Raw genomic sequence first — 20,922 nt, 5'->3', positions numbered from 1 at the left:
GAAGATCCGATCATTTCTTTTCAGTTGGGCTCGATCTCTTAAACCGTAATTTCCTTTTTTTGCGGAATCGAAAACGTGAAGGTGGTTCCCTTTTGCAGATCGGATCGTACGGAAATCTTTCCGTGATAGGCCTGGATGATACTGTACACCAGCGGCAGTCCAAGCCCGGTCCCGACTTCGTTTTTGGTTCCGTATCTTGTGGATTTTACGTCCGTGGAAAACAAGTGAGGAATCATTTCCTCTGGGATCCCTACGCCTGAGTCCTTTACGGAAAATTCCGCGTTGTCCGACTTTCTGTCGAAGTCGATCTCCACTGTATCGCCTTCCCGACAGAATTTGATCGAGTTGGAGACTAGGTTCGTAAAGATCGCGGCAAGCAAGCTGCGATCCATCTCTATTGTCGCTTCTTTCGGGATCCTGTTCAGGATCGAAACGTTCTTGAATTTGGCCTGGCTCCAGAACCGACTCAACACGTCTTCGACTTCGAAATGCAGATGGAAGACCGTGTTATCCATGCGAAAGGATCCGGAACGCAGACGGTTCAGATCCAGAAGAGTGGAGATCATTTCCAAGGATTGCGTGGAAGTGCGTTCCAGTCTTTCGATCCATTCCAAAATGGAGGAATCGTCCAGACTGTCATAATCGCTTCGGATCAGCTGTAGAACTCCGATGATGTTCGCCAAAGGCGCTCTTAGATCGTGACTTACCAAAGAAATGAACGTATCCTTGAGCGCGTTGGCTTCTTCCGCTATCCGTTTGGCACTTTTCAATTCCTGGGTGCGCTCTGCGACCTTTGTTTCCAGCGATTTTTGCAGCTCCTCCAACCGGACGAATGCATTGGAAAAACGGATGGAAAGCATGGTGGTCTGAGAAAATAGGAAGGCGAGTAGGCCCCAATTGGCAAGATATCCCGTTTTGATCCATAAGGCTTGGTTCAGGATATCGTTCAATGTGGCCAAGAAGAGGACGCTTCCCCCTGCCAAAAAGAGAAGGGAACCTTCCCGTTTGCGGACCAAGGTAAGGACCATGACGAAAAGTAGGTACATCATGAATAGTCCCACGAAGCCTTGGAAAAATTGGATCCACCACATGTATTTCGAAGCGGGAAGAACGCATACGATCCCCGAAAAGAAAGCGGAAATTCCTAGGATGCCTCTTAACGCATAAACGTGAAACTCCTTGGGAAAGACGCTATTTAAGAATAAGGAAAACAAAGGAACGGAGATGACGAACGTCAGAATATCCGCTTTGTGGATATAAATCCAATATTCGTCGGGGAGGACCTCGTAGATCCAGACCGAACCTGTAAAGAAAGTCCGGACGCTTACATCCACACAAAACCATCCGAACCAAAGAGCCGATCGATCGATCCTTCGCATTACGTATAGGATCAGGTGGTACAAGCCCATTAAAAACGTAGCTCCGAAGACGAGCCACCCTAGGGAGGATTCGGTTTCCTTGGCTTCGAATATCGAAATCGCAGGACCGAATTGGATCGATTTTCTCAATCCTCCCGTTATATGATAGAAATTTGATATTTCTATTTCTAATTTCAGCTCCGATTTTGCTTCCGGCAATAATACGATCGGATGCTTGTAGGACGGAATCATCTTGTCCTTTTCGGAAGCCACCTTTCCGTTTTCCCGGAGCAATGTTCCACTCTCGTAGAGTCGAAACGCGGTGGAAACGTCGTTGATCCTGAGAGCGAAGTCTCCTCTGGGCCGGTCGAGTAGAATCTTTAAGCGGTACGTCCCGGTGCCTTCTCCCCCGTGTTCCGTCCCTGCGGAGGTCCGAAATCGGTTCCAAGCGCCAGGTACCTTAAGGTAGGCGGGTTCGGTCTGGAGAAGACCGGAAGAGGAAAGTCCGTCGAAAAATTCCCAATCTCCTTCCAAGGAAACGATCGGATTCTTGTCCGCATCCCAGCCTCTTAAGTCCAGGACCCCATATTCTACTTTGGGAGGCATGTCGACGCCGTAACATCCGTTGCACAGGAAAACTACCAGAAATATGAGAAAAACGGACCTCATCGGTTTTACGGCCAATATAAAACGAGACGGGATCTTTGGAAGAAAAACCCGGCGGAGAGCAGATTGTCAGGTTTACGGGTTGGAATCTAACCCCTGTTCTCCCGGATGAAGTTTCCGATGGATTTTCCGTTCTGCATAGAAAATTTTTCCCGGTCGAAGAACTTTTGAGATCGGATTTCAGCGGGAATCTCAATCAGATTCTCCTAAAGAAAGAAATCCATCCGGAATTTGGTTGAATTCTTGCTCCTCTACGATCTAAGAATCATAGTGACGAAAAGAAGCACCTCATGCTGGATCGTTGGTTCTTAAAGCTCTTCTTAAAGGCGTTTGTCATCCTGTTCATCGCCAATTTCGGCTATCAGAAGATCGTCGATAATGAAGCCGTATGCGGAGCTTTAGGGATAGCGGAGGAGCATTGTCCTTACGCGACTCATATTCCCGGTCATTCCGAGGATTCCGATCACGTCTGCATCGACTGCCCCTGTAATCTGACCCTTTTCGTTTCCTGGGATCTATACGTCGCCCGGGTCTATAGCAGGCTTTCCGTACTATTCTATACTTCGCCTATGCCGGTCGTTCTCGCATACGAATTGCCCATACGACTCTTTCGCCCCCCTCGAAACTCCTCCTTCGCTTAATACCCGCGAACCGAGGGAGATGGAAGAATCCTCCCTCTAGGAGGTCAACCTATGCGCATATTTTCAATATGGCTTCTTTACGTAGTCACGGGAGGGGTCGTCTATTCTCAATCCTTGGATGGATCACAGACTCCTTCCTGTTCGGGGCCTTTGGATTTAAAACGCATCACAGTATGCGTTTTGGAAGCAAGTCCGGAATACAGAACGGAACAGCTAAAACTAAAGGAGATTTCGGGGAAAAAACAGGTCGCTTCCTACCTCTTCCCTTCCAACCCGGTGGCGAGCGCCTACCTCGCGCATCGGAAAGGAACCGTCTCCGAAGGAGGGCCTTTGGGAACCGGTCCCGCCCCCGTGGCCATGAACCATCAGATCCTAGTCACCCAGGAAGTTTATGTGGGGGGCAAGAGGGAAAAGGCCAGAGAAGTGGCCGAAGAGGAATACAAAGTCCAAGCGGGAAGATTGGAAGCTGTGCGTCGGAATATGCTTTCCCGCACGATTTCCGGAGTCTTGAAATATGCAGGGTTCAAGAGAGAGTATGAAAGCACTCTGCAGCTGTATGAGCTCGCAAAGGAATTGAAGGAACTCTCCCACGCTCGGGCCCAGGAAGGAGTTGCGCCTGCAATGGACGTGGATGTGGCCAGGGCGGAAGAATTACGGCTTTGGAAAATTCTCAAGCAAGCGGAACGGAAACTGGAATCCGCAAAGGGGGAACTGCTCATCCAATTGAACCGGCAGCCCGATTCTTCCTTGGAACTGGAAGTTTCCGGAGTTTCGCTTAAGGAATTGCCCAAGGATGTGGTCACTCTCGTTAAGATCGCGCTCGCGAATCGTCCGGAAATTGGTATGACCGAAAACGAGATCGTGCTCGCAGCGCGAAAACTCGAGCAGATTAAATTGCAGAGGGTCCCGAACGTTACTCTGGGCGGGTTCGTTCAAAACGACGGATTCAATGAAAAAGTGGTAGGGGCTCAGGTAAGCCTTCCCTTGACTCTTTGGAGAACGTACGAAGGTGAGATTCGCAGCGCAGCGTCCGTAAGAGAGCAGGCTTTTGAGAACGCGAGATTGCAGGAAAGAAACATCCGATTGGAGATCGTAAACGCGGTTTCCGGTTACCTCGCCCTACATACGGAGATGGAACAGTACGACCCGACGTATTTGCGGGACTTGGACAAGGATTTGCTGCTACTAAAGGATGCATTGCGTACGGGACGAATTAAAGTCGTGGACGCGTTGAATTCCCAGAGGATTCTCACGGGAGCAAAATTGAATTTTATTCTTTCCCGGACCGAATACTCTCTCGCACAGGTGGAGTTGGTTCGCGCCATCGGATTGTCTTTCGAGGAATTTCTCGAGGAAGTAAAATGATGAAAAAAATCGTATTCTATACGTTGGTCTTTCTGACCGTCAGCCTTACGGCTCTTTTTGCATATAAGAGATTTATAAATCATAAAAGCGGAATGAAATTGTCCTCTTCCCAAGGATCCGAGGAATCGGATTCCGTTTCCCTAGATAAGGAACAATCCGAATTGTTTCATATTGCGGTGAAAAGGGTGGAAAAAAGCCGCTTTAGAAGGACGATTTCCCTAATCGGCGAGGTCGCCGCGGTGCCCGATCGGATTATCGAGGTCCCGGCGAGAGTGCCTGGCCGGATCACTACGGTAAAATTCGTGGAAGGCTCGCAGGTTTCCAAGGGGCAACTTCTGGCGATTTTGGATTCCCCGGATCTTGCGAAACTAAGATCCGCCTACAATTCCGCGAGAACGAGATATTCCGCTGCCTCCCAAAATACCGAGCGCGTCCGCAATTTGGTTTCGATGAAATTGGCCGCCAAGCAGGAGGAGATCGATTCGGAAGCGAATTTGAAAGTGATCGCCGCGGAATTAAAGGCGTCCGAGGAAAATCTAAGGGCCAATGGACTGGAGCCGAGCGATGAAACCAGCGGAAAATATCATATCTATTCTCCGATTTCCGGAATCGTACTGAATCGGAACGCCTTGCCGGGCGCGCTCGTTCCGGCTACGCAGAATCTCGCCACTGTGGGGAACATTTCCGAGCTATGGTTTATGGCCAAGATTTTCGAAGCGGATCTTGGAAAGGTCAGCGAAGGCGATAAGGCCGACATTATCCTGAATTCCTATCCGGATCTGGTTTTTGACGGGAATCTGGAACATATCGGCGAACAGGTGGATCTGGCATCCCGCACCGTCCACGCTCGTCTGGTATTCCGGAATAAGGGTCGTAAGGCCAAGATTGGTCTGTTCGGGACTGCCAAGGTCGTAACGGAAACGGGGATGGGGATACTCGTTCCGGAGTCTAGTATATTCAAAAAAAATGATGAGGATATGGTATTTGTCCGGACGGACATCAGGATGTTCTCCGCCAGACGAGTAAGGGTTGCCGGATCTGAGGACGGAAACGTCGAGATTTTGGAGGGGTTAGATGCGGGAGACGAGGTCGTTACTCAAGGCGTTTTCGAGCTCAAATCCTTGCTGCTCAAATCCTCGTTCGGGGAGGAGGGCTGATGGAATTTTTGACAGCCATCGTCCGTTGGAGTCTTCACAATCGATTGAGCGTCCTGGTTTTTTCTGCGCTCCTCATACTGGCGGGATTGGACTCCGCGAGAAAACTGAAGATAGACGCGGTACCGGACATCACGAATGTCCAAGTCCAAGTGATTACGTCGGCTCCTGCTTTGTCTACGTTGGAAATCGAGCAATATGTGACGTATCCGATCGAGAGGGCAGTTTCCGGAATACCGAAGTTGCAGGAAGTCCGTTCCGTTTCCAGATACGGATTCTCGATCATTACGATCGTATTCGAGGAAGGTGCCGACCTGTATTTGAGCCGACAATTGGTCAGCGAAAAATTGGTAGAGGTCTCCAACCAAATTCCTCGCAACTACGGTTCTCCTCAGATCGGTCCGATCTCCACAGGATTGGGAGAAGTGTACCAATTCGTACTCAAGAGTAAAACCCATTCTCTAACGGAACTCACTACCTATCTAAACTGGTTCGTGAATCCGGTCTTGAAGACAGTCCACGGAGTAGTGGAGGTGAATACCTTCGGCGGAAAGGTAAAGCAGTACAGGGTGGTCGTGGACATATCCAAAGTTGCGGCGCTCGGCTTAGGAATTCGGGACGTAGCCGAAGCGGTCTTGGCCAATAATACCGCGACCGGGGGCGGGTATGTGGAGAGGAACAAGGAGCACCTCGTCATCGGTACGGAAGGTCTGTTGAAAAAGCCGGAGGACTTCTATAAAATTTCCATAGGTAAAACCCCCGACGGATTCCCGATCTATTTGTCCGCCGTTGCAAAAGTGGAGGAAGGGTTCCGTCTCCGTAAAGGAGGGGCTACGTCGGACGGCCAAGGAGAAGTGGTGGGGGCCATGACCCTCATGCTGGTGAACGAGAATTCTCTACAGGTTACGGATGCGGTAAAGAAAAAGATAGAAGAGATCAAAACGACCCTTCCCGCCGGGATGGAAATCGAACCGTTTTACGACCGTTCGGTCATGGTAAAGAATACGATCAGTACCGTCCTTTGGAATTTGGGGGAAGGCGCCGTTCTCGTCATCCTCGTTCTATTTCTCATGATAGGAGACATTCGGTCCGGACTTGTGATCGCGGTCACGATTCCTTTAGCCATGCTTTTCGCGATCACGGTCATGCGTTTCCGGGATCTTCCCGCGAACTTGATGTCCATGGGAGCCATCGATTTCGGGCTCATCGTGGACGGGGCAGTGATTCTGGTCGAAAATTCCTTCCGCCGACTTCTGGAACTGGCCAGGGAAAAGGGTCGTCGCTTAACGTTCGAGGAGAGAAGGGAAACCATTTTGAGCGCCACGGTAGAAGTCCGCAAAGCGACGATCTTCGGGGAAATCATTATCGGAGTGGTCTATCTTCCCATCCTTACGTTATCCGGAACCGAAGGAAAGATGTTCGTTCCTATGGCCCTTACGGTGTTGTTCGCGCTTTTGGGCGCCTTCTTTCTCACCTTGACGATCATTCCTGTGTTAGCCTCTTACTTTCTGGATCCTAAGGTGGATCAGGAGGAAGAGACCGCCTTCTTCAAGAAGATCAATCGGGAATATAAGCCTTTTTTGGACAAGGCGATGTCCCGGTCCAGACGCGTGGTATGGATGGCGCTCGCGGGATTCGGGCTCGCGATCGTAGGCTTTGCCTTTATGGGCGCGGAATTTATTCCCACGATGGACGAAGGTTCCGTTCTTTTGGAGATCACTCGGTTGCCTTCCAGTTCGCTGCAACAGTCTTTGGACACTTCCACGAAGATCGAAAAGGCGTTGATGGCCAAATTTCCTGAGATCGTAAGCATCGTTTCCAAAACGGGATCTCCGGAACTCGCCAACGAACCCATGGGTTTGGACAAAACAGACGTATTTTTGGAACTGAAACCTCGGAAGGAATGGCGCTTTACCAAGGCGGAATTCGAGGAAGAGATTTCCAAGATTGTCTCGGATGCGGTTCCGGAGGTGGCCTTCGGAATTTCCCAACCGATACAGATGAGAACGAACGAGATGATCGCCGGGATCCGAGCCGACGTCGGAATCAAGATCTTCGGAGAAGACCTCGCTACCTTAAAAGGTTTGGCCGAAAAGATCGCTTCCTTAGCGAAAGGTGTGGAAGGAGTCGCGGACCTCAGGATCGAGCAACTGTCAGGTTTGGAATACCTTCGGGTTAGGCCTAGGAGGGAAGCGATGGCGCGTTACGGATATTCGATCAACGACGTGAATCAAATCGCGGAGTCCCTTTCCGCCGGACACCAAGTGGGAGTTCTCTTCGAAGGACAAAAGAGATTCGAGATCGCGGTGGTTTCGGAATGGAAATTGGAAAACGATTTGGGTAGCTTGAAGGCGCTTCCGGTCGGTACGAAGGGAAAGATCGTCCCGTTCGGAGAACTCGCCGATGTTTCCCTGGAAGACGGTCCCGTCCAGATCAACCACGAAAACCAGTACAGACTCGCGATCGTTCAATTCAACATTCGCGGGAGCGACATGGTGAGCACCGTCCAGAGAGTGGACGAAAGGATACGTTCGAAGATCGTTTTTCCTCCCGGGTATAGATACGAGATGGGCGGGGAATTCAAGAAATACAATTCCGCGAGGTCCACTCTGATGGTGGTGGTTCCGATAACGCTGATCGTTATTTTCTTGTTTTTGTATCTAGCTTTCCGGGAATTTTCTCCGGCTCTTTTGATATTCTTAAACGTGCCTTTTGCGGTTACGGGAGGCGTATTTTCTCTTCTTCTCCGCGGCATGCCTTTCAGCATTCCGGCGGGAATCGGGTTTATCGCGCTTTTCGGAATCGCGATCCTGAACGGATTGGTTCTGGTAACGTTTGCTCGGGAAGAGGAGACGAAAGGTGTGGATGCCGGAGAAGCGATCCGAAGAGCAGCGGAGCATAGAATCCGGCCCGTGATCACTACCGCGCTTTTGGCCTCGATCGGATTTTTGCCGATGGCTTTGTCCACTTCTCCCGGCGCGGAAGTCCAGCGTCCCTTAGCTACCGTTGTAATCGGCGGTCTCATCAGTGCGAGTCTCCTCACTCTGATCGTGATTCCGGTCGTATACGCGAGATTCATTCCGATCGGAAGGAAACCGGAAAAGGTGCTCGGGGGAATAGGCCCGAATCGGACCCGGATGAAATAAGAAAGTCCGGCCTCGCCTTGAGCGAGGACCGGACAAAAAAAAGCGGAGTTTCCTCCGCCGCAGTGGTAACTCTAAAAATGGCTTTTTAGAAACCGGCCGCTTGGATGGCGGCGAAAGTACATACACCCACGTCAGGGTTGCATTCGTACAGTTTGTAGTTGAAGTTGTTTCCGGTTCCGCGTTGCAGAACCCCGCCGGAGAATCCCAGCGAACTGCAAGTGGATTTGGAAACTGCTTCTCTTACCAATGGAGGAGCACTTTGCAACGCACCTAGGGTCGCGTTGTAAAAGTCCGTTCCGGAAACTGGAACGCTCCCGGCGTTGCCACTGTTCAGTAAGCTGAACGTATCGTAGCAGATCCCGCTCCAAGAAGTCGCGTCCACTTGCGTGATTTTCAGGACGGATTTCGTGTTGTCTCCGGAAGGAGCCGCCAAAATCGCCGCCAAGATCCCGCTGTTATCGGTCTCGTTCGTTTTTCCGTGCTTAGCGCAGGCGGATAATCCGATGGCAAGAGCGAGGATTAAGGTTTTTAAAAAAATCGATTTCATCATTTTTTCCTGATTCGCTCAGATCTTAGTTAGATCTGTAGCTTCCCTCCTGAGCTGCGTAATACTTTTCGTTGGTCATTACGCCGGTTTGAAAGCTGAACTGGGCCTGGAGAATGATCGACTGGTTGTCCAGCGGTCTTGCTCCTCCGGTGGCCGGGTTAACTCCCAGCATAGTATGAAAGTTGTTATAAAACAACTGAACTTTCATCAAGTGTTTGTCCAGGAACAGATTCACACCCGCCCAATAGGAACGATATACGTCGCTCGGATCGAGGTGGTGATCCCTGTTGAAGTCCCCTTGTAGGTAGTCGTAACGGACAACCGGCATGATGTAGTACTTGGAAAGGACAGGAATGTTATAACCGACGGTTACGTGGTATCCCATTGCATTGTTGGAAGCCGGACCGCTCATTTTGGTATAAGCTCCGTTCAGGTAGAATCCTTTCGAGTAGAAGGTGGTATCGTAGGTGTGAGCTACGAGTCCCCATCTAGGAGTGCTCGGGGTGGTGGTATTGTTCTGAATCAAATTCGCACTGTTTGATCCCGCATATCCGTAGGGAACACCGTATCCGTACCCGTTACTCATAGTTGCCGTATTTCCGAAATCCGGTGCGTTTTGCGGAGACACGATGTTCACAGCAGCGGCGCCTTTCGGGAATGCGTCCACTAAGTTTCCGATCGTGGAAATCGCAAGTGGGTTAAAGTTCTGAGTTTGGAAACCGGACATCCCGATGGACCATTTCGTGCTGGATTGGAAGATTTCTTCCCCTTCGTGCCAGCCTACTTCTTTACCGACTTGGTTAACTAGACCGCCCAGAGGGTTGAATACTACCCGCCAGATGTAAGTCGGAGTAGTAGTGATCGCCGCAACGTTTCCGTTTCTGGTGTTGTATAGGTCGGTTTTTCTACCTGTTCCGTAGTCACCACCTGCACCGCGTCCATTACCTACGAAACCGGTTACGGAAAGCACTTGAGTGTATTTGTCTCCGAGAATCGCTTTCAAAGGATGCGTATTGATCATCGCTCCCATATCGAACTGAGGAAGCGCGATGGTGATCATCGAACGTTCCACGTTGATCAAGTTTTGGGAAGAAGCGATATATTCCCTGTTGAAGGGAACGTTGATTTGTCCGAAGGTCAAACGGCTGTTTGCGAATTTCGTTTGCAGATAACCGACCGCTTCTTGGATGGCTCCCCTGTTATTTGCGAGAGAACCTTGCTTGGAAACGACGGTTGTCGTTCCTGCGCTACCGGTACAAGCTGCAGTGGTACAAACAGTGGTTGTCGTAGCGGGTTGTAGTTCCGGTCTGGCGAGTAAGTTTTCCAAACGGATGTTCACCACGCCTCCCCACCAATCGGAACCTTCATACATGGCTCCGAGTCGCAGACGTCGAACGTTCCAGTCGACTGCTTGGAAGTTGTCGTGACCGTTGTTAAAGTTCGTGTCTTCGGATCCGGAAATTCCGCGGAATTGCAGACGTCCGTAGATCGTCAGTTTTTCCTTTTGTGGATCCTTGGGACGGTGAGCGGATTGGTTTGGTATATCCGTAAAGCCGTAACCTTTCAGAAAGTTTTCCTCTTGGCTCTGACCACTATCCCGTTTGTCTCCGGTATTCGCTTTTTCTCCAGTAGCAGCAGCACCATTGCCGTTCTCGCCTTGGGGCGCATCGTCTTGGAGTTTTACGCGATTCGGACCAGGATTGACATAAACCTGTCCAGTGGCCTTATCCACGTATAAATCTTTCGAATACAATGCTCCAGCCATTGAGAGAAGGATGGCGGTTATCAATATCCTTCCGATGAATCTATTCATCTAATTTTCCGACCTTGCTTATTTCGCAACGAAAAACGAATCAAATGCACGCATTGAGATTTCGTTCCGATAGGTCTTTTATGGTATATTGTTGTTACGAGTTGATTACGTCGTATTTACGATTTATATATTATAAAAAAGTAAATAATGAATAATTAAAGCAATAGAAAGGCGGAGTGGAAAATTTTCGGTTTTCTACCCGTGGGGAAAATTCGCTCGCAAGAATTTGCATCTTGGTGATGTTTGCGTTGACTCGTGTATTTTTTGGAGAGGCTATTTTGTGGCCTTCTTGCGTCCATCGCAAATATATTTCGGTTCCCTTCGAGTGTTGAAAAAGTATTCCAAAATTCGGAAATAGGAATATTTGTGTATTAGGTGTAGCTAATGAATTTCTTTCGAAGTTTTCCGTACTTTTGATTCCGTTGAAATCGATCTAAATTCTGAAAAATGGAATTCCTAAAAATGGAATTTGGAATATATTTTCGGAATTGTTTTCTTTTTGCGAGATCGAATGCGCTTTCGATTCGAGGTGTGAGGTTCGGTTTTCGGGAGGCGTCGATCGGATCGAAAGGACAAAGATGTTCCGAATTCCGAAAATTGGACTTTCGAGAGAAACATTCGATTTGCGCTGGATCGTCCAAAGTTCCAAATTCTGGACAGATTCCCGTTTTTATGGGAATTTCGTTCTTGGACGCAAAACCTTTCGAGAGGCTGAACTTTTGTTTTGTTCCGAATTTTATTTTCTGCTAACCGAAATGAATTCGTTTAATTTTATTGATCCCGGTGAAAAACTAGATGGAAAACGATAAAGCGGTGATCATAGTTCGTTTAGAAGTAATTTTTTAAGTATCATGCAGAAGCGGCGTTTACCAATCGGATCGTATAGGAATATTCTCGGAATCCTCTGTCTCTTTTTCTCGGTTTCCCCTCTCCGGGCGCAGACTGATTCTACGGTTCATATCAACGAATCGACCCAAAATCGGAACGTCAGCTCTCAAGTCGAGTATCGTCATCGGGATCGTAAGTTTACGTCCTGTAGTCCGGAAAATCTGAAAGGAATGGAAGGACTGGAATGGTATCTCAATCCGATCCAGGACGTTCTTAGGGTCCGCAGGACCTCCAACGGAGTCTGGTTGCGACTTACGGTCCGGAACGATTCCGGCATTTCCTTGGATAGAAGACTGGTATTTTCTTCCATCAATGTTCCTAAAGCGGAGCTCTGTTACGTTTCCGAGGAAGGATTTCATAGTCTGGAGATTACGGATCACTCGGGATTGTTGTACAACGAGATCGTGGCCCCGCGACCGAATTTCCGGGTACGCTTCCCGGCAAAATCACGAACGGTTTTTTACATTCATTTGGATGCGTACGAGGAACTTACGTACGTCAATTTCCCCCTGTCACTTTTGGACGAGCAAACTTTTATAGAATGGATTCTTATGAAGCGGGCCCTCTTCCTGGGAGGCCTTCTGGTAACCCTGCTCGCACTGGGATTGAATATCCATTATTGGAATAAATTTCGCACCGGGGTCTTTCTCTCATTCGCCGGGAACATCGTCATACTCTTCTTCGGATTCTATTTCCTGCATGTGAGGTCCATACATTCCTGGCTCGGATGGGAAAATAAGATCGGCTTCTATTCCTATTATCTGTTTTTGACCCTGTTCCTGGTGACCGCCTTCCTCTATCTTTTCTATCTCGCGAGATTGTTCGAAGTTCCGGTTCGGTCTGTCCGAATTTTCGTTTTCGGCTGGTTGTTCAGTTGTCTTTTCCTTTTGATCCCGCTTTTCCAAGATCTAGCGGAAGAGAGATTCTTCCTTTTGGCCGGCGGCTTCGGTATCCTTTCCTTCTATTTTTATAAAGTACACGCGGAGTTGGTCAAAAAACCGAATCGCTATGTAAGACTTTATTTTCTTTCTTGGGTCGTATTCATCCTGTCGTTTTTTGTGAAGGCGAGTTACCATTTCGATTACAGTCATTACCGCTGGTTCATCGTCTTTTCCTTCATCTTTCTGTATCCTGTACATATCTTGGTGACGACCTATTCCTTATTCAGGATCGTCTCCGAAAAGCTCTGGCTTCCCGCAACGGGTAAATCTCTGATTCGGAAAAGCAAGATCGGTTCGATCGATATCAATCAGACTGTGGCCAAATTGAAGGAACTTCTAGAAGCGGAAAAAATCTACCTTAAGCATTCATTGAAGGAAGAACATTTGGCCAAGGAATTAGGGATAGGAAGTCACCAATTGTCCGAGATCGTTCGCCTGGAATTCAAGACCACGTTTCCGAATTTGATCAATTCGTACAGGATCCAGGAAGCGAAGCGGTTGTTGGTGGAGGACCCTAGAATGTCGACGAATGAGGTTCGAATCAAGGCAGGTTACAGTTCCAAATCGGCTTTTCATTTGGAATTCAAAAAAGCTACGAATACGAATCCGAACGCTTTCCGTAAGGAAGCGATCATCGGCAGGGAAAAATCCAGAAATCGGGAAATCCCCGCCTGACGATGGTAAGAGCGAGTCTTTCTTAACGCTTCTTAGCGGCTTTCTTTTTAGGTGCTGCCTTTTTCTTCGCGACGGTTTTCTTTTTAGGCGCCGCCTTACGGGAAACCTTTTTCTTGGGAGCGGCTTTTTTGGCGGAAGCCGAAGGTTTTTTTCCTTGCTGGGAACCTACTTGGACGGATTCTCTTAACGCTCTTTGGAACCAGAAACGTAGATCTTCGTCGTCCTCTATGACCTCTTCGGGGACTTGCCAGTAGGACATACTAACCTTTTTACCGTTCTTTCCTTCGTAACTGAACGGAGCCATTCCGGCCGCCTCGTATTCGGCTTGGTTGCCCGGGCCTACTTTGAAATACAAAAGATCGTTGATGACCATTCCGAAAATTCGATTTCCGGAATAGATCGCGGTTCCTCCGAACATATTTTTGTATGTGACCGGTCCGCAGACTTTCAGGCGATCTTGGGCGTATTCTAAAAACGAACTCATGGAAATGAATTTATGAGATCGGTCTATCCGCTGGCGACAAGAAAACGTTTTCGCATTAGGAAAACCGGATTTTCGGAAAGTCCGAAACTTTAGAGAGTCGCCTTTAGAGTTTCTCGAACCTCTGTTCCGTTTCGAATTTCTCCGAAGGACAAAACTCCCGTCGGACAGTGGGTCACACAGGCGGAGCAGCGCACGCATTGCACGCTATCCATCGGTCTTCCTCGGTTTGCATAATTCATCACGTCGATTCCTTGGTGGCAAACTTTCGTACATACATTGCAGGAGATGCATTTCTTTTTCTCCGCGAAGATCCGGAATCGACTAAATCTCGCGTATACGTGCATGAGAGCCGCCAAAGGGCAGAACATCCTGCACCAAACCCGACCGGAAAGAAAGAAATACGCTCCTAAACCCAATACTCCCGCCAAACCTATATCGACGAAAACGTCGTAGAGTCTTTTGATTGGATCCGCGGTTTGGGCTAAAAATTGGAAGTAGAGCGAATAGCTTCCCAGGAGTTTGGCTGCGGTGAGAATCCCGGCTGCAAGCAGGATCCATTGACCGGAATGTTCCAAACGATAAGCCCAAAAACCGTGGGACATCTTCGTTCTGGATTCGTCCCCTAACGTCTCCGCCAAACCGCCGCAGGAACAGATCCAACCGCAGTAGGCTCCTTTGCCGAAGCGGAAAACGAGATACGGGATTAATACGAACGTGAGAGCAATTCCATAAACGAGCCAAAAAGCGGTGATCCCTCCGTCGTACAGAACTCCCATATTCAGAGGCCAGGCCAATACCAAACCGTAAGCTTTCCAATAAGCCCCGCCTGGAAATACTTGTGTGAGAAGGAACCCGTCGGGTGCTCCCAAAAGCCCCCAGCTTCCCAAGAGCGGGAGAATGATTTCGGGGAGTAGGAAAAGGGGAAACACTTGGACCAAAATCAACGTCCAGGTTTGTCGTCGAATGTACTTCGTAGGGCGAACCTTCATTCTCCGAATTCCGAAAACGACGATCGTTAAGGAATAAAGGAAAGTATAATGAAATCCCGGAGCTTTTCCTATCAGGAGCGTACCGAAATACTTGGCTAAAACGTATGTGGAACAGAAGTAAATCGCCGCTGCGGACAAATAGAAAGTTCGGAACAAAGACCAACCCCGAACGATAGGCGACCGGTCTCGCATCGTGTACCACACGATGCCGAAAGCTCCGAAACCGATCAAACCCGCCGCTGCCACCCAGGAATACCAATCGATCCCGTAAAATGCGGACTTTCCGAAGTAAACGGCAGCCGCAAAGGAAAGAGAGGTAAGGAAACCCATCCAGGCTCGTTTCGATTTGAAATTTTGGAGGGCAACGCCTATTCTTTTCAAAAACGAGGCGGGCGGTTCCGATCCGATCAGTACTAAAGTAGAATCTACAGGAATCCTTTTTTCTTGAGCCTCCGATCGAAGAACAACGTTTCCCGTCCCGATTTCGAACACGGAAGTTTCGGGAAAAAACCGGATCCTTCCTTTCGACGTTCGATCTAAAAATCTGCGTTTGTTCTCTTCCTTCGGACGTGAGAGTTCTGCGGATCGATAGGAGAGAGTGACGGATTCCGCGCTTTCTTCCAACGCCAGCGACGCTTCTATCGCGGAATCTCCTCCGCCTACTACGAGTACCTTTTGTCCTTGGAAATCCGCGGGATCGATCAGGCGATGAAACACGTTCGGGAGGTCCTCTCCTTTTACTTTTAATCTCCTGCTGTCCCCCGATTTTCCGATCGCTAGGATGAGGTGCAGGCATTCGAACGTTTCTCCCTCTTGTGTTCTGACCGCGAACCTAGATTTAGGAAAAGAGGAAGGAAGAATTTCCGATACGAGAACATTCTCCCGTAGGGGTAGGTTTTCTTCCGTTAAACGAATTCTGAGATCCTCAAGGAGGGATTCCTTGGTTCCGTTCCGGATCTGTAAAGGAGAGGAAATTTGCAGGTCCGAAGGCTCTGCAAAGATGGGTTTCCCTTTGGGATAACTGGAGACAGTATGAAAGGCCTGGTTCCCTTCCAAGATGAGGAATTTCATCCCTCTCTTTTTGGCTTCTATTCCCGCGGAAACGCCCGCCGGGCCTGCCCCTACGATGATCAGATCGTAAATTTCCCCGTCGGTTTTTTCCGCCACGCTTCGGGGAAGCAGGGATACGCATTTTGTTCCGCTGTCCACCGCATATTTTAATAGAGGAAGTCCGGTCAAATCTCCGATGACGTATATTCCTCGGACGGAACTTTCGTAGTTCTCTCCGATTTCAGGATAGGTTTCTACGCCTCCTTCGGGCGCTTCGTTGCGTAACCAGCGAAAATACTCCGGCGTAAACGGAAGAATGAGTTTCATAGGAATTCCCGGTCGGATAGCAATTCATAAAAGGACTCGACAACTTCGGTCCAGTCTTTTTCAATCTCGCCTTGGTTTCTAGTAGAGGAATTGTTCCTTTTATAAGCGGGGTTTTTCTTTGTTCTGGTCGGTGTTTTTACGAAGGTTCTCGATTCCTAAGTTTTTAACGGTCGTTTCCGCCGCTATCTTCTGTACGGCTTTGGTAAGCGTAGGCGGAACTCCTTCTTTAGCGGACGATTTTTATAATTCCGACTCTTTGTTCTTTCCCATTCTCTATTCGGAACTTTTTTTGAAAGGAGGTTCGCTCGGATTTTACCCGATCGGAGATTGGTGCTGGACCCCGTCTCCGTATTTTTTTCCGGACCTTGCCGCCTATTTTGCGTTGCGAACTTTATTTTTGCCGTTTCCTGGTGCCGCTTGGGAAGCGACTCATCTCTCTTACGCGTTCCTCCAATGGACGTTTCTGTTGGCGGGAATTCCGGTTTTATTTCGCGTTTTGCGGAAGGAACCGAACCGGAACGGATTCGAATTCGTGTTTTTATCCTTCGGATATTTGCTAGGGGCGTCTTTTCTATTCTTAGGAGAAAAGCTGTTCCTGTTCCTTCCCGGCTATCACGGAGGAACGTGGGCTTCCCTTTCCTGGGTCTGGGCCTGTCATTTTTCCTGGAAAAAGACGGGAGAAAGAACGTATTTTTACGGAACGATTCTCGCCGTCTTTCTGCTTTCTTTGAGCGACCTTTTTTTCGTACCCGTATTCGTGATCCCTTTGACGATCACCGAAACATACGAATTTCTATTCAAAAACCGCGGATTACAAAGACTTAGGAAATTTTGGTTCTCCTTTCTGCCGACGGCGACAGGTTTGATCCTCGCTAAAATCTTACTAAATATATTAGATAAAAATAAAATAATTCTATTCCCGGGATCGTATGCTTCCGGTAAGGTGGGATGGTCCGTTCTATTCGGGAATCCGAAAGTCTGGTGGAACGATTTTACGGTCGCATCGGGCGGTCTGTTCGGATCGAACCGTACGGAGATCTCGATTGTCGCCTTCGTTTTTGTCGTTTCTCTTTTTCGGAATCGCATCCGATTTCCGACAGGAGTCCCGGAAAAAACTTCCCGTGTTCCGGTACTCCTTTTTGCCTCTCTCGGTTTTTTGTCCCCTCTCTTCCTTGTGCTTCTTGCCGCCATCAACGGTCACGTAATGGAGAACGGAAATCCCATCGATCGCTATTTCGGACAGATAACTGTCGCGGTACTCGGCTGCGGTTTTTGGCTGCTCGGTTCGATGGAATTCGAACGCAAGTTCCGCCTCGGACTCTTTGCGTTTCTCTGTTTCGGAACCGCCTTACTCGTTACGGTCGCATTTTCCAAGAATAGCAATCCGGTTTATTATCCGGAACGAATGCAATGTATAGATCGTCTCATCACGGAGAAGGGGTACCGGCGCGGAATTTCTAATTTTTGGATCAGCCGCCCGATGCGTGTTTTTTCCCGGTCGGAAGCGGTCATCGATGATTATCTGCCGGATCTCAATCTCTTTTATTGGCAGAATACGTTTGCGTGGTTTCTATCCGACGTACCATACACGTTTGCAGTTATGGAAGGAATCGATGAAACCGCGTTGAAGTCCGTTTTCCGTGACGCTAAGCCGGTCGCCGACTGCGGGAGTTGGAAGATTTACGATCTTTCCGATCCCGATGGGGAAAAATCCAAAGCATTGATCTCTTCGAATCGGAATAAGATCGGGATCTGGAAAGGATCCCGTTCCAAGTGAAAGTTCTCCGAGTCTGATCGGCTTCGAGGGACGAGGCCAAGGTTATTTTTCCGGGTCTATCCTTAAGATCTTTCCGGATCCGAAATCAGCAAGATAGAGGGAGCCTCTCGCGTCCCGACCGAACGTTGATATGAGCACAGGCCATTTTCCCAAAGAATATGCCTCTTTCACTCTTTCCCCGTTTTTTGGAAGGGGGATCGCCCAGATCCTTCCGGAGACAAAATCTCCGAAAACGTACAGCCCGTGAAGATCACCGATCCGATCGTTCGTGACTACGAAACCTCCCGTGATAGAACTGCCGTCTTCCCTACCGTATTCGTAGATCGGATCGGTCAATCCGTTCCGATCGCAATTCTCTTTCGGTTCGAAACAATGCGAGGCTTCCGTTTTATTCCACCCGTAATTTTTTCCGGCTTCTATGATATCCACTTCCTCATAGAGATCCTGGCCGACATCGGCTAGGACCAATCGATCGGAAGGATCGAAGGAATACCTCCATGGATTTCTTAAGCCGTATGCGAAGGTTTCCGGTCGGTAATTTTCGTTTCCAACGAAAGGATTATCCTTCGGCACCGAATACTCTTTACCCGGATCCTTGGAATCGACATCAATCCTCAGCATGGACCCTAAGAAGGTTTTGGGATTTTGTCCGTTCCCCTTCGGATCCGCCATCCAGCCTCCGTCTCCCCAGCCTATGTACAATTTCCCGTCCCGGCCGAACGCGAGTTGTCCTGCGTTGTGGTTTCCGTAAGGCTGTTCGACTTCCAAAATGGTCCGTTCTTCCTTTAGTTTCGATTTTTTAGGATCCTTGGGAAAATCCATGGTCCATTCGGAAACTCTACTGGTATCTTTTCCATTTTTCTTAATTACATAATTTAAATATACTTTCGGTTTTTCCGGAAAAGCGGGATGTAACGCGATCCCGAGCAGCCCTTCCTCGGAATCCGTAAGTACGTTCGGGATTTTAGCGATCAATCCGGAACTTCCGTCTTTGGGATCCAACCATTTGATCGAACCGGTCTTTTCTAACACGATGAAGATTTCGGGGTTCGAGATTGCGAGTAAATCCGTCGGCTGATCGAAACCTTCTCCCACGGTCGTTAAGGAAATTCCGATCTTTTTGCGATGTTCGTCCTTTTGGGTAAAGACCGGTTTAAATCCGGATTCCTTTCCTTCGGCGGAATATTTTGAGGAGTCTCCGATTTTTGCCACGAGAATCCGGCGAACTTCGTCGCAGGACGTAAAGAGGGAAAATGAAGCGAAGAGGAGAAGCAACCCGGAAATTCCAAAACGAGAATATTTCATGCGACGAATCATCCTTACGGGAAAAGGAAGATCCACCTTTTTTTACAAACGAAGATTCGAGTTGCGTTCGGGAATCGGTGAGAGAACCTTCCTTTTTGTGAAGGATCTCTCTCAAAACGTTCGGGAAAGAAGTGTTTCCGTAGTCCGATTCCTTCTTTCTCTGCTTTCCTTTTTATTCCTTCTCGGGACGGTAGGCGGTCGCTCCGAAACGGCCGAGGTTTTTTATAACTCGGATTCCCTTTTTTTTTCGAGCGTTTATTCTGAACTCGAGAGCCGAGGATTTTGGTCCGGTTTGCAGGATTGGACTTGGACTCCGGCTCCTTATCTTTTTCCGGATCTGGTTCTATATCTATTCTTGAGGACGCTTTCCTCTTGGGCTGGGTTTTTTCCCGTGCAATCCGCCCAATTGGCTTACGCTGTCTGCCAATGGGCCTTTCTTCTTTTCGGTTGGCGTTTGCTTTTTTCCGTACTGTCGATCGGAGGTTCGCCTCGTTCTACGGAAAAAATCCTGTCTTTCGGTTTCTTATTCGCGGCATTTCTGCTTTTGTCCGGTAGAGAGTTGTTTTTTTTCCTACCTGCCTTTCATGGAGGGATCTGGTCCTTTCTTCCTTGGGCCTGGGGAATTTTCTTTTGGAACCGGAATTCTCCTAGCTTGGCAAGGTCCTTTTCGGTTTTACTCTCCTGTTTTTCGGGAGCGGTCTCGGATCCGTTGTTCGTTCCGACGTATTTTCTTCCGTTGATCGCGGAAAATCTATATTTTATATACGGGATACCGAGAGACAAAAACGATTCCTTTCCGGGAAAAGCGGCGCGAGCGATCGTATCCCAGATTCCGGTCGGTGTCGGTTTGGCTCTTTCTTGGTTTACGTTAAAAGCATTAGAAAAAAATAAATCGATTTTCTTTCCTTTCCATTATTTCTCCGGAAAGGCGCAGGCTCGACTTCTGCAAGATCCTGTCGGGCTCGTTCGCGGCATAGTGGACACCTTTCTCGTTTTGTTCGAACGGGAGCTTCCGTTTTTCGTTTTGATATTTGCGGGTTTGGCTTTCGCCTCGGTTTTGCGGAGAAAAAAAGGAATCGCCGTCGGTACCCGCGATCCTGAAATTTCCGTTTCCGTACTCCTCCTCGGTTCCTGTATCTTGGTTCCCCTTTGTCTGATCGTTTGGGGTTGTGCTCAAGGGTTGATCCAGCCGGGAGAACCCGTGGATCGATATTTCGGCGGAATCTCTTCCTCCTGTCTTGCGGTGTCACTCCTAGGGATTCTCTCTCTTCGAAAAATTTCCTCGGCAATCTTTTCTCTGATCGTCCTCTCCTCGTTTTGTTTTTGCACGAATATCGTATTCAGTAGAGGGATTTCATTCGAATATCGCCCGGAATGGTTGGTATGCCTGGACGAGATCTCGGCACAAGAAGGATGGAAGAGGGGAATCGCGGGATTTTGGAGGTCGGCCCAGATTCGGAACTTAAGTCGCGAGAAACTCGTCTCGGATCCGTACGAATCGGATCTGACCGTGACGGTTTGGCAAAGTACGTTTCGTTGGTATGAGACGGGAATTCCGTACTCGTTTGTGCTTCTCGACGGAATCGGCGAGGATTCCGTAAGGGATCATTTCGGAAAACCGGAGAGGATATTCGAATGCGGGAAACATCGTATTTTCGGTATCGATAAAAACGCCGGATCCGCAAGTCAAAAGTTTTTGAAAAGGAAACAATCCGAGATTCTCCTTTGGAAAGAATTCACAGGGAGAGCGAACGAATCCTCTAAGCGGAACTAGAAATTTGGGTTCTAAGGGGAGG

13 protein-coding genes are annotated in these 20,922 nt (G+C 48.7%); 7 read left to right on the top strand and 6 right to left on the bottom strand.

Features of this window, described 5'->3' with window-relative positions:
* Nucleotides 1-38: 38 nt before the first annotated feature.
* Complete coding sequence (locus EHO60_RS16050) at nt 39-1,964, bottom strand: sensor histidine kinase (RefSeq protein ID WP_246028353.1); 1,926 nt, start codon at nt 1,962-1,964, stop codon at nt 39-41.
* A gap of 350 nt (nt 1,965-2,314) precedes the next feature.
* On the opposite strand from EHO60_RS16050, the gene EHO60_RS16045 reads away from it, so the two are divergent.
* Genes EHO60_RS16045 through EHO60_RS16030 form a run of 4 tightly spaced genes read left to right on the top strand, consistent with a single transcriptional unit; the run spans nt 2,315 to nt 8,330 of the window.
* Complete coding sequence (locus tag EHO60_RS16045) at nt 2,315-2,665, top strand: hypothetical protein (RefSeq protein ID WP_135769215.1); 351 nt, start codon at nt 2,315-2,317, stop codon at nt 2,663-2,665.
* A gap of 51 nt (nt 2,666-2,716) precedes the next feature.
* Nucleotides 2,717-4,030, top strand: coding sequence for a TolC family protein (locus EHO60_RS16040; RefSeq protein WP_135769214.1), 1,314 nt, complete (start codon nt 2,717-2,719; stop codon nt 4,028-4,030).
* Complete coding sequence (locus EHO60_RS16035; protein WP_135769213.1) at nt 4,027-5,187, top strand: efflux RND transporter periplasmic adaptor subunit; 1,161 nt, start codon at nt 4,027-4,029, stop codon at nt 5,185-5,187. The genes EHO60_RS16040 and EHO60_RS16035 overlap by 4 nt, the downstream gene beginning before the upstream one ends.
* Nucleotides 5,187-8,330, top strand: a complete 3,144-nt coding sequence (locus tag EHO60_RS16030; protein WP_135769212.1) for an efflux RND transporter permease subunit — start codon at nt 5,187-5,189, stop codon at nt 8,328-8,330. Before EHO60_RS16035 ends, EHO60_RS16030 begins: the two co-directional genes overlap by 1 nt.
* Before the next feature lie 85 nt (nt 8,331-8,415).
* On the opposite strand, the gene EHO60_RS16025 is transcribed toward EHO60_RS16030, so the two are convergent.
* Both EHO60_RS16025 and EHO60_RS16020 read right to left on the bottom strand, forming a co-directional pair.
* Complete coding sequence (locus EHO60_RS16025; RefSeq protein WP_246028352.1) at nt 8,416-8,880, bottom strand: LA_3150 family lipoprotein; 465 nt, start codon at nt 8,878-8,880, stop codon at nt 8,416-8,418.
* Between the two features lie 22 nt (nt 8,881-8,902).
* Complete coding sequence (locus EHO60_RS16020; protein ID WP_135769211.1) at nt 8,903-10,690, bottom strand: hypothetical protein; 1,788 nt, start codon at nt 10,688-10,690, stop codon at nt 8,903-8,905.
* Between the two features lie 1,058 nt (nt 10,691-11,748).
* Between EHO60_RS16020 and EHO60_RS16015 the strand changes: the two genes are divergently transcribed.
* The gene (locus tag EHO60_RS16015; RefSeq protein ID WP_246028351.1) at nt 11,749-13,194 is read left to right on the top strand and encodes an AraC family transcriptional regulator; all 1,446 of its coding nucleotides are present in this window, start codon (nt 11,749-11,751) and stop codon (nt 13,192-13,194) included.
* A 22-nt stretch (nt 13,195-13,216) separates the two neighbouring features.
* Here EHO60_RS16015 and EHO60_RS16010 read toward each other — a convergent pair whose 3' ends face one another.
* Nucleotides 13,217-13,678, bottom strand: a complete 462-nt coding sequence (locus tag EHO60_RS16010; RefSeq protein WP_135769209.1) for a TfoX/Sxy family protein — start codon at nt 13,676-13,678, stop codon at nt 13,217-13,219.
* Nucleotides 13,679-13,767: 89 nt separating this feature from the next.
* Nucleotides 13,768-16,044, bottom strand: a complete 2,277-nt coding sequence (locus EHO60_RS16005; RefSeq protein ID WP_135769208.1) for an NAD(P)-binding domain-containing protein — start codon at nt 16,042-16,044, stop codon at nt 13,768-13,770.
* A gap of 118 nt (nt 16,045-16,162) precedes the next feature.
* Between EHO60_RS16005 and EHO60_RS16000 the strand changes: the two genes are divergently transcribed.
* Nucleotides 16,163-17,821, top strand: coding sequence for a hypothetical protein (locus EHO60_RS16000; protein WP_135769207.1), 1,659 nt, complete (start codon nt 16,163-16,165; stop codon nt 17,819-17,821).
* A gap of 42 nt (nt 17,822-17,863) precedes the next feature.
* Here the strand turns inward: EHO60_RS16000 and EHO60_RS15995 are convergent, their stop codons facing one another.
* Nucleotides 17,864-19,126: a PQQ-dependent sugar dehydrogenase gene (locus EHO60_RS15995; RefSeq protein ID WP_135769206.1), complete on the bottom strand. Its 1,263-nt coding sequence runs from the start codon at nt 19,124-19,126 to the stop codon at nt 17,864-17,866.
* Here EHO60_RS15995 and EHO60_RS15990 point away from each other — a divergent pair.
* Nucleotides 19,125-20,900, top strand: a complete 1,776-nt coding sequence (locus EHO60_RS15990; RefSeq protein WP_135769205.1) for a hypothetical protein — start codon at nt 19,125-19,127, stop codon at nt 20,898-20,900. The genes EHO60_RS15995 and EHO60_RS15990 overlap by 2 nt on opposite strands.
* Nucleotides 20,901-20,922: the final 22 nt, after the last annotated feature.

The sequence above is a fragment of the Leptospira fletcheri genome, assembly GCF_004769195.1.
GTDB classification, from domain to species: domain Bacteria; phylum Spirochaetota; class Leptospiria; order Leptospirales; family Leptospiraceae; genus Leptospira_B; species Leptospira_B fletcheri.
The sequence above is the reverse complement of the archived record's forward strand: the minus strand, read 5'-3'. Positions and strand labels throughout refer to the sequence as shown.

Bases quoted from the DNA above. Each gene is read 5' to 3' on its own strand.
- EHO60_RS16050 (WP_246028353.1), bottom strand. From the start codon at position 1,964: ATGCCTCCCAAAGTAGAATATGGGGTCCTGGACTTAAGAGGCTGGGAT.
- EHO60_RS16045 (WP_135769215.1), top strand. From the start codon at position 2,315: ATGCTGGATCGTTGGTTCTTAAAGCTCTTCTTAAAGGCGTTTGTCATC.
- EHO60_RS16040 (WP_135769214.1), top strand. From the start codon at position 2,717: ATGCGCATATTTTCAATATGGCTTCTTTACGTAGTCACGGGAGGGGTC.
- EHO60_RS16035 (WP_135769213.1), top strand. From the start codon at position 4,027: ATGATGAAAAAAATCGTATTCTATACGTTGGTCTTTCTGACCGTCAGC.
- EHO60_RS16030 (WP_135769212.1), top strand. From the start codon at position 5,187: ATGGAATTTTTGACAGCCATCGTCCGTTGGAGTCTTCACAATCGATTG.
- EHO60_RS16025 (WP_246028352.1), bottom strand. From the start codon at position 8,880: ATGATGAAATCGATTTTTTTAAAAACCTTAATCCTCGCTCTTGCCATC.
- EHO60_RS16020 (WP_135769211.1), bottom strand. From the start codon at position 10,690: ATGAATAGATTCATCGGAAGGATATTGATAACCGCCATCCTTCTCTCA.
- EHO60_RS16015 (WP_246028351.1), top strand. From the start codon at position 11,749: ATGGAAGGACTGGAATGGTATCTCAATCCGATCCAGGACGTTCTTAGG.
- EHO60_RS16010 (WP_135769209.1), bottom strand. From the start codon at position 13,678: ATGAGTTCGTTTTTAGAATACGCCCAAGATCGCCTGAAAGTCTGCGGA.
- EHO60_RS16005 (WP_135769208.1), bottom strand. From the start codon at position 16,044: ATGAAACTCATTCTTCCGTTTACGCCGGAGTATTTTCGCTGGTTACGC.
- EHO60_RS15990 (WP_135769205.1), top strand. From the start codon at position 19,125: ATGCGACGAATCATCCTTACGGGAAAAGGAAGATCCACCTTTTTTTAC.
- EHO60_RS15995 (WP_135769206.1), bottom strand. From the start codon at position 19,126: ATGAAATATTCTCGTTTTGGAATTTCCGGGTTGCTTCTCCTCTTCGCT.